The 12961-nt window shown below is 41.8% G+C and carries 11 protein-coding genes; 4 read left to right on the top strand and 7 right to left on the bottom strand.

The genetic code is table 11. The features are described from left to right. Position 1: 1 nt before the first annotated feature. From GO495_RS04655 to GO495_RS04640, 4 genes are all read right to left on the bottom strand, one after another. Entirely contained in the window at positions 2-1669 is a 1668-nt protein-coding gene (locus GO495_RS04655; RefSeq protein WP_157298509.1) for a DUF4397 domain-containing protein, read from the bottom strand. 16 nt (positions 1670-1685) lie between these two features. Next, a complete protein-coding gene (locus GO495_RS04650; protein ID WP_157298508.1) occupies positions 1686-5153 on the bottom strand; it encodes a TonB-dependent receptor domain-containing protein in 3468 nt (1155 codons plus the stop codon). Positions 5154-5237: 84 nt separating this feature from the next. Next, complete coding sequence (locus GO495_RS04645; protein WP_157298507.1) at positions 5238-6173, bottom strand: FecR family protein; 936 nt, start codon at positions 6171-6173, stop codon at positions 5238-5240. Between the two features lie 73 nt (positions 6174-6246). Further along, positions 6247-6807, bottom strand: a complete 561-nt coding sequence (locus tag GO495_RS04640) for an RNA polymerase sigma factor (RefSeq protein ID WP_157298506.1) — start codon at positions 6805-6807, stop codon at positions 6247-6249. Between the two features lie 171 nt (positions 6808-6978). On the opposite strand from GO495_RS04640, the gene GO495_RS04635 reads away from it, so the two are divergent. The 3 genes from GO495_RS04635 to GO495_RS04625 all read left to right on the top strand — a co-directional run bounded on the left by GO495_RS04635 (position 6979) and on the right by GO495_RS04625 (position 8992). Beyond that, the gene (locus tag GO495_RS04635; protein WP_157298505.1) at positions 6979-7623 is read left to right on the top strand and encodes an FAD-binding oxidoreductase; all 645 of its coding nucleotides are present in this window, start codon (positions 6979-6981) and stop codon (positions 7621-7623) included. 80 nt (positions 7624-7703) lie between these two features. After that, positions 7704-8063 (top strand): hypothetical protein, encoded by a 360-nt coding sequence (locus GO495_RS04630; protein WP_157298504.1) that lies wholly within the window; start codon positions 7704-7706, stop codon positions 8061-8063. A 98-nt stretch (positions 8064-8161) separates the two neighbouring features. After that, a complete protein-coding gene (locus tag GO495_RS04625) occupies positions 8162-8992 on the top strand; it encodes a helix-turn-helix domain-containing protein (protein ID WP_157298503.1) in 831 nt (276 codons plus the stop codon). A gap of 99 nt (positions 8993-9091) precedes the next feature. On the opposite strand, the gene GO495_RS04620 is transcribed toward GO495_RS04625, so the two are convergent. The 3 genes from GO495_RS04620 to GO495_RS04610 form a co-directional block, all read right to left on the bottom strand. Next, positions 9092-10414 (bottom strand): HupE/UreJ family protein, encoded by a 1323-nt coding sequence (locus GO495_RS04620; protein ID WP_205691200.1) that lies wholly within the window; start codon positions 10412-10414, stop codon positions 9092-9094. A gap of 3 nt (positions 10415-10417) precedes the next feature. Beyond that, the gene (locus GO495_RS04615; protein WP_157298502.1) at positions 10418-11506 is read right to left on the bottom strand and encodes a DUF3500 domain-containing protein; all 1089 of its coding nucleotides are present in this window, start codon (positions 11504-11506) and stop codon (positions 10418-10420) included. A gap of 97 nt (positions 11507-11603) precedes the next feature. Continuing rightward, the gene (locus tag GO495_RS04610) at positions 11604-12281 is read right to left on the bottom strand and encodes a LytR/AlgR family response regulator transcription factor (protein WP_157298501.1); all 678 of its coding nucleotides are present in this window, start codon (positions 12279-12281) and stop codon (positions 11604-11606) included. 80 nt (positions 12282-12361) lie between these two features. Here GO495_RS04610 and GO495_RS04605 point away from each other — a divergent pair, with 80 nt between their 5' ends. Next, positions 12362-12928 (top strand): TetR/AcrR family transcriptional regulator, encoded by a 567-nt coding sequence (locus tag GO495_RS04605; RefSeq protein WP_157298500.1) that lies wholly within the window; start codon positions 12362-12364, stop codon positions 12926-12928. The last annotated feature ends 33 nt before the right edge of the window (positions 12929-12961 follow it).

The raw sequence follows: 12961 nt of genomic DNA, 5'->3' as shown, positions 1-12961 counted from the left end.
GCTATTTATTATGCTTTATAATGATCATCCTGGCTTGTTCCATATAACCGACCAGCGCTACCGTATAAAAACCGGGCTCGCTGCCAGGTAAGCCTGCTTTATATAATGCAGGATTGGCTATGAACTGCTGCCCCTTTAACACCGCCACATTTCTAAGCCAGTCTCCGGGTAATACAGCAGGTTGAGAAGCGTAAGCAAGAATGGAATTATAAAAACCGGTATTAAACTTTACATAAGGTGATTGTATAACAGGAACGCCTGTTAATAAATGTTGCCCGGGAAAAGGGTCTGAGAAAAGTTGTCCGTTCTCCTGTGTGAAAGTAACTTCTGGTAAATCCGGGCAAAAATTCATGAACCGTACCCAGCTGGGATATTCTGTTTGAAGATTGCTATAAGTGCCATCTTCGGTTGCGCCGTTATAATACACTGCGCTCAGGTTATTGGCTACAAAACTAATAGCTGCTTTACCATCTTTGCCTTCATACACCCACATGCTTTCGTTATCAGCGGGAGAAAGCGACAGGGATTTCTCTATCAGTACAGCACCTCCATCATCCATTACTTTAACAGTATGCTCCCCCCTGATGTATCTTGCATATTCAGAAGCAACCGCAAAATCAAGTGCCCCTCCAACAGTTTCCCCATCTACTGTCACACTTATTTTTTTACCCGGTAATACATTGATTGCCTGTAATCTTGCATAGGTAATGTTTTGGGGTTCTATATCATTAATAATCCTGAAAGCGTTATACTTTGCTGTCACTGTTTCCCCATTCGGATTACCGGTCGGGAACCTGAAATTGGGGCAATCTGCTACCACTATCGTATATACACCACCGGGCTGAAATGTCTTAAATGGAGAGAACGTGAGTTTTGAATCTGTTAATCCCACCTGGTTCGGATAAATCCTTCGGCCATCCATCATGATCCTGCCGGTAAGCGGATCTATAACGTCCAGATCCAGTGTACTACCTCCTACCCCTGGCACCTGTCCGCCGGCAGTAGCAAATACTTTAAACTGATAAGTACCATAAGGTATCTCTATATAATCCGAGTAAGCGCCGGGTGCCACGTTTTCCAGACCAGCTATAGGTGCACCATCTGCCCAGGTCATACTCACAGGGCCTTTTACCGCATAATCATTCACGCCCAGATTCAGCAACCGTATTTTAAAATTCTCCGGATTTGCAGGAGAGGATATAGAACGTGGTATAGCCATCAGGGAGTCTGCACCTGCAAAAGAAGTGAAGTAATAATCCGTTGGATGATTAAAATCATCTTTTGCACTTACACCTCTTGTTAAGTTAATACGCCTTTTCAAAGTAAGATTTGCAAAACGTATATCTGTTGCCATTCCATCAGCATTTACAAAACGCTGCGGGATGTAATAAGTAAGTCCCATACGTCCTGTTCCGGGAAAATAGATCGTTCCGATGGTATTACTCTCATTATAACCATCTTCCTTGTCAGGCGCTAAAAAGCTTGTTAACTGCTGCCCGTTCACCATCAGTTCAGTGGCGCCACGCAGATTTACGATACGTATGCCGGATGCAGCATCCGCACCGGTGTTTACCCGGTTATCATAAGAAAAATCAACCTTTTTGGTGCATGATACCATTCCTGCTCCCAGCAGGCACAATAACAAATATTGTATACATCTGATCATCATAATTCTAATTAATATTTTACAATGTATAGCTCAGTCCAAGCATTATCTCCGATCCGCGCTTATAACTCCGTCGGATATACTGTTTTCCATAATATTTACCACCGGTATCAGGATTTGCATATACTTCCTGTAATGGACGGTCCAGTATATTCTTCGCATATCCTTTCAGTTGCAGGTGTTTTAACAAACGCTGACTGAATACTATGTCCAGCACCGGATTAGGACGGGTATATAAATCCGGTGTACCATCCAGGTTCACTTGTATCAAGCGCTCCCCTACCATGTTAAACGTGGTGGTGATATCTGTGCCTCTGCGTGGATTGTTATAGTTCAGGTAAACATTCACAGAATAAGGAGCCTGTTCGAACAACGGGCTATTAGCTGGTGCGCGACGGTCTATTGCCTGTGAAGCGGCCATTCTCTCCTTTGTTTTCTTTATCTCACTTTGTGCCAGCAACAGGTTGGACCCCAGATAGAAATTGCTTAATGGTTTATATAATATACCCAGGCTCTTTACTATTTCCAGCTCTACACCATATACACGTCCTTTATTAGGATCATTCTGGAATTCAATGGCCGGAAACTCAGGGAAACGTGCATCCAATCCTGTTGAATTCTGTTTGTATACTTTTGTCAGCTGATTATCTATCTCTTTATAAAACACTGAAGCAGAGATCACTTCCCCGGGAGCCGTAAACCATTCCCATCTGAAATCGTAGTTAGTCGTTAACTGATTTTTAAGTTTAGGATTACCTACTACCAGGGCAAACTGGAAAGGATCAAAATCAAATACGTTTGTCAGTTCTCTCAATTCGGGACGGGCCAGTGAAGTACTGTATCCCAGTCTGAAATTCATTTTTTCCTCCAGGGTATAAGTAAGGTTGGCAGAATAGTAAGGTTTGTATTTCGTTTTATATACAGAGTTAGGTTCTGTGTATACAAGGTTTACCTTATTCCCGTTCTTGTCAGGTGTAGTGATAGAAGCATCCAGGAAAACGCCGGAGGTATCAACTGCCGCCTGAATATCTGTCATTTCAAAACGCACACCACCAGTGAAGCGCAGGTTCTCTCTCAGATGAAGGTCCAGCATACCATAGAAAGCACGGGTTTCATAAAAGCCTCTGTAGTTATTAGGAGATTTCTGGATATTATATAAGAACCCGCCTACCATTGGCTGCCCTTCGCCATTATAGCTGGAGGCTGGTCTTATGCCAATACGGTTATATCCCACCAGGCGATCCAGGTTACCATCTACTTCATATAAAGGCAATGATTTACTTTCAGAATAATTAGATCCCGGCAGGAATAATACGTTCTCTGTAAAGTCCCGTTTGCGATGCAGGTAGTTGACACCGGTTTTAAATTCCTGTTTCAGTCCTGCTATTTTAAATGGAACAGCTACATCTGCTTTATAGTTATAGTTTGTTTCACGCAATTTCCTGAACCTGCGTCCATTAGGATCTGCCTGAATGATACCATAAGGGCCATAGCCATTTACATAACCGGATACCAGTGAGTACAGATGAGAAGTATAGGTAGGAGTAGCGCCTGCATTTGGTGTTGTTGATGGCACGTCATAAGTACCTCCGTTTAATGGTTTATAATCTGCCAGATTCACGAAACGGTAATCAGGATCATCCTGTCCGGATGAAGAAGTGGCCATGTTATAACTTAACCTGATACCTTTTATCAGCTTATGTTCTCCCTGTAAATTAAATGTATTTAATGTACGGTAACTTTGTTTAAGCGAATAAACGATATTGGATACAGTACCTGGTAAGCCGGTATATTCATAATGTCCATACAGATTGCTTGCTTTAGTTTCAGCCCCCCGGCTGCCAAGATATTGCATACTGATCTCATGTTGCGGATTAAAACGATATGTTAATCCACCCAGGAAACCATAGTTTAATGTTTGTGTACCTGTATTCTCCTTATAAGTAAGATATCTACCTAAATGAATATTATTTGGTGTGATGTAATTAGGAATGATACGCGGACTGTACACATCGCTGTTACCGGATAATACCCCCTGATAAATACTCCACTGCGTGAGGTCCCCACCATAAATATCTGTAGTACGGCTATAATAATTCGCACCTGCAATGATACCTATCTTATGTTTCTTAAATACATCGAAACTATTTCCATAAGTAAGAGAATAAATCTGATTCAGCGGAGCCTGTTTGTACCTTGTAGTCATCACCGGATCAAATTCATGCATAATACCATTGATACGGTTCGCTTCAGCCAGTAAAGCAGGATCGTTACGACTGGCAGCTATTTTATCCTGAATATCCTTTAAGCCATTAGGATATTGTTTAGACAGGTTCAGAAAATCATTGCTTAATCCTTTGTCTTTTACTTTCTGTCCTAAAAATCCGGTTTCACTATTATAAAAACTATTCACTTTCCCATCCAAACCTACCTGCGTATTAAAACCGCTCTGTATAGTAATATTAAAAGTTTCATGTTCAGGGATTGATTTTGTTTTCAATTCAACGATACCTGCCGATGCATCAGCAGGTTTATCCGGTGAACTGGTTTTATATACAGTGATATTATCAAGCAGACTGGCTGGGATCAGGTCCAGAGGGATAGCGCTTCTATCAGGATCAGAAGAAGCAAGACGTACGCCGTTCAATTGTCCTATTACACTACGGTCTCCCAATCCCCGTATAGCCACGTACTTTTCATCCGTAATAGTAACCCCGGAGACACGTTGTAATGCCTGTGTGGTAGTAATACTGGCCGTTTTCTCTATGTTCTGTGCAGAGATACCATCAGAGATAATAGCGGAGTTCTTACGGTCGTTTAACAGCGAGGCTTCTGTATTGGTACGGCGACGCGCTTCTACCGTCACGCCACCCAGTGTTTTACTATCCTGTGTAATACTGATATTTAATATCTCCTTATCACCCACCTTTACTGTTTTGGTAGCATATCCTACAAAATAAAGTATCAATACATCCACGGTATCTTTTACTTCCACTGCAAACTTTCCGGCAGCATCTGCGGTAATATGATTACCTGTACTTTGTACAAGTATCTCAACACCACCTACCGGCGTATTCTTTTTTGCATCCCTTACCTCTCCTGTAACCGTCCTCCATTTACGTAGTGCAGGTGTTTTTTGCTGTATAACAATCTTACGGATGACGATCTTTTTATTATCCGCAGCTTCAAATTCCAATCCTGTACTTTGCAATAAACTATTTAAAATTTCCTGTACTGTTTTATTATCAAAACTGACAGTGTATTTTTTTGTTACTGCACTTAATTCTGCAGGATTGTAAAAGAACGTGATGCCTGAGCGTTGCTGTAAGATTTCAAGCGAACGGGATAATCCTTCATTTTTAAGGCTTATGCTTGTTCTTTTATTCAGTGCTCCATCCTGTGCCATCGCTGAAAACACTGTGAACAGTAACAATATTAAAACACGTCCCGGCCCGTATATAAGTCTTTGTAAAAATTTCTCCTTCATTCGATTAGTTAATTTTAGAAAATAGAATCCCCCTTATCATTGCGTTGCAATAATTTAAGTATCTGTATGATGAAATTGATGATGCTACCTGATCATAATAGTCCCGCTTTTACTTTTCTCTATCGTTAATCTGTAGGATAGAGAAATTACTTTAAGCATACCGTCTAAAGAATCACCTGTATCAAATGCCCCGGTGAATTTTGTTGTATCAATAGCAGGTTTTGCTACTTTTATTTTTACATCGAATAATTTCTCCATTTCACGGAAAACATCTGCCAGCGTGGAATTATTAAATACGAGTTGTTTGTTTGTCCATTCAATATCCACATCCATGTGCTTATCAATATTCACTATCCTGTTTAACTGATCGTATACCAGTCCCTCGTTAGCAGATAATTGTGTTTTCTTCTCATCAGTGGTTACAGCTACTCTTCCTGTTTTTACGCTTACGCTGGCAGCAGGGATACTGGTACCGTCTGTCACTACAAACGAAGTACCCAGTACCTGCACCTGTATATGCGGAGCTGTAACAGCAAAGACAGATGAGGGATCCTGTGCAATATCGAAGAACGCTTCCCCGTTCAGTTGTACATTTCTTTTATTTCCACGAAAGCGGACAGGGAATATAATTTCACTACCTGAATTCAGTATCGCAACAGAACTATCCGGGAGCACTATCTTTTTCACCTGGAATTTCATAGCAGCTACTTTCTGCATGGGTATAGGGTCTGTAATATCAAGTAGTTCAAACCTGTAAGTATATCCTGCTAATAATAAAAGGCAGGCAGCAGCAGCCATTCCCACCCATCTGAGCCATATTATCTTATGGTCCTTATTCATTGCTGCATGCAGGTTGCCAAGTACCTCTATACGCTGTGTTTCTGTATATTCTGTAACAGGTACCTGTTCCGCATCTTTCAATGCACGGCCAAACCATTCATTAATAAATGTGGTTTCTTTATCAGAAGCCTTACCGGCCAGATACCTGCTGATAATTTCTTTTAATTGCGCGATGTTCATTAGTTATATGTTCCCCTACATATATGTTCTCTAAAGGGAATCGCTTGTCCCGAAAAGGAAGGTTAAGGAATTATTAACAAACCAGAAATATGAGGACGATGGCAAGGTTATGACGGAGTGTTTTCAGGGCTATATGTAATTGATTCCGTACGGTTTTTTCAGATAAACCCATACGTATGGCTATTTCAGCTACAGATAAATGATGACGGCGGCTAAGCAAAAACATTTCCCGGGTTTTGTAAGGAAGGGTTTCCAGCTGGGCTTCTATTTCATTAAATACATCGGATTCATGGAGTTTATCCCATATAACATTTAATACCGGCATAAACTGCTCCTGTACCCTTTCCAGGTTTTCAGGGCTATCCATGATCTCTTTGAGCCTTTTGAGCGACTGATATCTTACTGCCTGTAGCAGGTAGTTTTGCAGCGAACCTGTTATTTCTAACTTTTCATGTCTGTCCCATAAAGAGATAAATACCATCTGCACTACATCTTTTGCATCATCATCAGATTTCAGCAATTTACCGGCAAATGTGAATAATACATGCCAATGCTCATTGAAAAACCTTTCAAAAGCGCTTTTATCACCCGACCTGACCTGATGTAACAACTCTATATCTTCACTACTTTGCATAGCTGCTCGTTTGGCATCGCAGTGCAAAATAATGCAATCATTTGCGGGAGTATCTTAATTTAATGTTATCAATTGGAAGAGGCCGTTACAGGGAGAACAATGGTGGCAATAACAGCGGAATATCTTCTGAATATAAAGAAAAATAAAGACCTTGCATTAAAACACATACATATGACAACCTTCTCTGTAAAAATCATTTCTATACAACAGGTGACTCATGATGTAAAATGCTTTCGTATAGAAAAACCGGAAGGTTATAAATATACCCCCGGACAGGCAACAGATGTATCTATCAATAAACCAGGATGGGAAAATGAAACCCGGCCCTTCACTTTTACCTCTTTAAACAGTGATGCCTACCTGGAATTCACCATCAAAAGATATAACAACGTTACCAATCAGTTACATCAGCTGGTAACAGGAGATGAACTGATGATCCGTGACGTATGGGGAGCGATCGAATATAAAGGGCCCGGGTATTTTATAGCAGGAGGGGCCGGTATCACACCATTTATAGCCATTCTACGTGAACTTCATCAGCAAAAAAAGCTGGACGGCAATATCTTATTCTTCTCCAATAAAACGGCCGCAGACATCATATATAAAGATGAATTAATCCATATGCTGGGAGAAAATGCCCGCTTTATTCTTACAAGAGAAGAAAAGGTTCATATTGATAAAGCCTTCTTACAGGCAAAAATCCCCGACTTCAATAAACACTTCTACGTTTGCGGCCCGGATAAAATGATCCAGGATGTAAATGCTACGCTGGAAGAATTAGGGGTAAAGTCAGAATCCCTCATATTTGAAAAATGACGGAGATCATGTCCTGAAATAACCCTCGTCATGATCTGTTTTTGCCCGTCTGGTTAATTTTGGCCGAAACAGCGTGACAAATGGTAAACGGAAAACTCAGTGAATACGAATCCTGGAAGAAAAGTTTAAAGGCACTGGAAGATGAAAACATTTATTTCAAAACCCGACTGGCACATATTCTAAAAACTGACCCTGACAAAGAGCAGCTGGAAGTATTGGAATATTTCCAGAACAGGTTCCTGAAAACTGATGAACAGATCAGCCTCTTAAGGCATGAGATCAGGGAACAGGAATACCTGCTTCAACCCACCAATGTGCACCAACTCAGGAAAACCATAGACCTTCAAAAAAGACTGGAAGTAAAGATTATCGTACTCCTGGAAAATGTCGAACATCTAAGGGTATCTTTCAATGATTACCTGTCTGAAAACTTCTCCTGATCACTGCCCGGTACCATAGATCAGATAGGGAATTTTAACCCCATATGTACAAATCGGGACTATAAGGGCTAAATTTGTACCCATAACAAGCTGTATAAATGGGACTCACAGGCAAACACTTCGAAGCAGAACCCCCGTTATCTGGTATCGTAAAACACTTTTACGCTATACAGACAACACCCGATTATGAAGAAAATACAGGACACCTTTCTCCCAATTATGAGATGATGCTGATCTTCAATTTCGGATCTCCTGTAAGAATTTCATTTGCCGCAGAGCCGTTAAGCAACCTACAAATTGAACATCTTGCATTGTTAGGGCCATTACGGAAAATGCTGAATTATGAGTTATTAAAAAATACGGATATCCTGGCCGTTGTATTTAACCTCGATGGCTTTTACCGCTTATTTCAACTCCCCATGGATGAAATGGACAGTGAAACGGTTCATTACCCTGATGAAGCCACTTACCATGAATTGTGGTCTATCTTAAACGGAACGCCTTACAACGACAGGCCACAAATCCTCAGTGATTATATTCTCTCTTTTACTCATATATCTGACAACGCATCTCTCCCATTGCTGGAAGGCGCCGGTTATTTTAATGACCCTTCCATCGAACCTGTCAAAGCCATTGCCGAAGATGCCAATTTATCTGAACGTACTATTCAATCGAGATTTAAAAAATATGTAGGATACTCCCCCAAAGAGATGCTGCGCTTTTTAAGATTCAAACAGGTGATTACCAGCATTGAACAAAATACAGGAAATGAAATAGACTGGTTTGACCTTATTCATGATTTTGGATATCATGATCAAAGCCACCTGATCAAAGACTTCAATCATTATTTGGGTATCAGTCCACAAACCTTTATCAAAAAATTCTTCGGGAAAGAGTTTTGTACAACAAAGCCGGGTAAGAACTACTAATATAATACACCTTGAATGACTTCTGAATGGCTTCTGAACAGGATAATCCTCCGTTTATCCTCCGTTTAAAAACGGAGGATAAACGGAGGATTATCCTGTTCAGAGCCTGTTCAAGTCCTGTTTACGACCATATCTCTCCCTGCTGACACTAATAATTGAAGCTATTCCTAACAACAATATCATCCAGGGAGCATACTTCATTAATTGCTGTACCAGGTCCGTGATAAAATTCGTCTTGTCTGATACCCGTTGAATAATCCATGCTAATGCCGCAATAGCCGCCAAAATAGCTCCGGCAATCCTGATATAGGGATAAGTACCTGTCCTGCTTAATAAAATCAACCAGGGGACTGTAATGGCGATTACGAAAAGCTGCATCAGCTCTATCCCGATATTAAATCCAAGAATACTTAATCCCATCCTGGTAGTATCGAGGTCAAGATTAGCCAGCGTACTGGCAAAAGCCATCCCGTGAATCAATCCGAATCCCGCAGCTATATAAGCCTCTTTACCGGAAAAAACCGGGCGTAAAGCATGGATAGCTGATACCAGGATAGAAATCGCTATCAAGACCTCTACCGGTTGCCCTGGTAAACGTAACCAGCCGGTAGCGGCGGCTAATAAGGTAATTGAATGACCGGCAGTAAAAGCCGTCACTACTTTTAAAAGACGGATAACACTGTATTTAGTCCCCCCGAAAGCACCCCATCGTTTCTCTTTTACCAGCAACGGTGCCGGTAACAATAACACCAGTAAGAACAACAGGTGATCTGTGCCTTCTGCAATATGCTGCATACCTAATGAAACCATACTTTTAAAACCTCTCCACATACTGCCGCCCGACTGGTTAATATGCAAAGGCAGGATAGTACCGGTAGGGATATCCAGGCGTATCACACCTACTTCTTCCGGCTGCTCACTGTAAACACCTTTTTCCCAGTCCTGACGAATAGCGACCAGCGCCTTATGTGTCACCAGCTGATGAATAATCACATCATAGTTCAGTGTAAAGTCCTTTGTACTAACACCGACTGGTGGCTGTAACCAGAGATGTGCCGTTAATTCCTGATAAGGACCGCTGGCGCTTTGCTCTACAGGTTGCACCCGCAGGTCCCGGACAGTCACTGTCCATGCACGCCCGTCAGCACTCACCGCGTGAATATGGGCAAGCAGGTAAGCGCGGAGTTCCGGAGACAGCCGCGCCACCAACGTACCCGAATTTTGTGCTACATCATGTCCAAAGGCCAGTTGCAATTCGCTTAGTGGTAGCTGTAATTCGGCATTAACGCCATCCGTTTTTATATCCAGCATTACAAAAGAGTTCGGCATCGGATGCGCGAAGACCTTGCAGGGAAATACCGTTAAAGCTAAAAGCAGCCACCGGATGGCAGTCCGGCGGCTGTAAAATATAAACCCTCTCATGCATCAAAATGTAAAACTGTTCCCGTAATCTCTTTTATGATCGCGCCAGATACTGTGATAATGAATCTGGCTTGGATATACCACTCCTGTCTGACAAACAAATTCTATCCATACACTTGGTCCGTCTATACGTACATAATCCGCATTAGTGGCCAGTGTAGCATTCCCTGAATAAGCAATGTAAGTAGTGCTTAATTCATCTTTATAGGTAGCCAGTAATGTAGCTGCGGTAGAATCATCCACATCTTCTACCCAGGGCTTCATGGCTGCCAGCACCAGCAATTGCTGTGCACTGGTTAATGAACTCACTGCCAGACCTTGTTTCGTAGCAGGGAACTGACCGTCTTCATTAGGCCCAAGTAATACATCGCTGAATGTAGCAGAGAGTTTCGCACTGGCCAGCTCACTGCTGCTTAAAGAAGCCAGCATGGCAGCCATGGCGGATTGTTCACCAGCCAGAGGAGCATAAGTGGTACCGCTTGTTACCCAGCTCTTAGGCTCAATCCCTTCGAACCTTGGAGTAGCCCCTGCCACTTCGCCCGCTTTATAAGTAATATTCACAGCCAGGTGATGCCCACCGAACTGCAACTGCCAGGTGCCTGTTGTAGAAGGCGTTCCTAAAAAAGCGATGAAGTAAATACCGGATGAATAACTGGTGCCCCCACTGGCGGCTTTTAATACATCATCCGCAGCCATGATCTGTTGGATCTCACTATACCCTTCATCTGTTACAGTACCCGAAGCCGCAGCAACTATTGCCAGGGCAGCAGTCACCTGTGCAGTAGTAAGATTACTCATCTGTAACCCATTACGGCAGGTAGCCCCACAGGGAAGGTTAGACCATTTCACCGCATTTGTTTGCGTATAGTCCACCTGTAAAGTAGCCAGCTGAGAGGATGTCAGCAACGCTTCAAACGCCTCTGCCAGGCATACGACCTTCGCAGGAGAGTTAGCAGCGCTGCTGCAATCCGTTGTTGTAGTTGTTGTATCAGTTGTAGTGGTCGTGGTGGTAGTATCCGTACTATCCTTTTTGCTGCAGGCAAAAAATAATAGCGCAGGAACACCGATAAGTAAGATGGTTCGCTTTTTCATAATATAGCTTTGTCTGATAGTAATGCTATACTGACGGAAACTATAAAATGAAGTTTAGTTTACAGGGGTGAACAGGCGATATGTTGTGGTGAACAGGCTATTCCCCTCTGAAAGACTGGAAAAACCCCTCCTCATAACTACTCCCCAATGGGATTTTCTGTCCTGCTACGGAAATAACCTTATTCCGTACCTGCTCAATATGACTAAGAGATACAATATAAGAACGATGCACTCTGATAAATAAATCTGCTGGTATAGACGATAACAATGCTTTCATGGTCATCCTTACAATAACGGGTTTAAGGTTTACCACATGAATCTTCAGGTAATTATCATAGGCTTCTATGAAAAGAATATCTGCTAACACAATTTTCACCAGTCCGTAATCCACCCGCAATACAAGGTCCTTAGGCTGTTCCAGCCGCAGGTATTTATCTGCTTTTTCTACGGCTTGCAGAAAGCGTTGAAAAGTAAAAGGTTTTAATAAATAATCAACTGCATTCAGATTATAACTCTCTACAGCATGCTCACTATAAGCAGTTGTAAATATCACCATGATCTTTTGTGGGATAGATTTATAAAAATCAATTCCCGAAATAGCAGGCATATTGATATCAAGAAATAACAGATCTACAGGAAACTGTTCCAGGTATTTTAAAGCGTCCGCAACTCCGGTAAATGTTTTCTCCAGCACAATTGTTCCCATTTTCTCACAAAAGGATTGCAACACATTTAATGCAGGAGGTTCGTCGTCCAAAGCTATTGCCCTGATCATTAGCGTATAATTATGCTTATCAGGCAATATAGGATTTTTTTTATTTGATCAGTATGAATAATTATTCATATTTTTGAGAAATGAAAGGAAAAGGCAGTACTAAGGAAGAGCTGATCTTTGACGCTACACTCAGGCTGGTAGAGCAAGTGGGGCTGTCCGGCGTATCTATGGAAGCCGTGGCTAAACAGGCAAAGATCGCTACCGGCACTGTCTATATCTATTTCAAAAGCAAAGAAGAACTGCTTAATAAGCTATACGTTACCGTTAAGCTGAAGTTTTACGGCACCATTTCTGATGGATTAAATGAAGATAAACCCTTCAAAGTGTTGTTTAAGAAAATGTGTAATGATTATCTCCGTTTCTTCCTGGAATACTACCCGGAGACCATCTTTCTGCAGCAGTTCTACAATTCCCCATATGTAACAGCATCTACTGTTGACGCCACAAAAGGATTGCTTCAGCCTCTCTCTGAATTATTACAGCGGGGTAAAACAGAAATGCTGCTGAAAGAGATGGATACCAGATTCATGATCACTTTTCTGCACGGCACTATCGGCCAGTTAGCCGGCTTTATCAGGGACCAGCCGGTACAGAAAACTTATACGGATCAGGTATGGACAATCTGCTGGGACGCACTGAAATTGTAGTTTTTTTTATCATAAATATGAATAATTATTCAT

Origin of the sequence: Chitinophaga oryziterrae, assembly GCF_009758125.1 — a bacterium.
In the GTDB taxonomy this organism is placed as follows: Bacteria; Bacteroidota; Bacteroidia; order Chitinophagales; family Chitinophagaceae; genus Chitinophaga; species Chitinophaga oryziterrae.
The sequence above is the reverse complement of the archived record's forward strand: the minus strand, read 5'-3'. Positions and strand labels throughout refer to the sequence as shown.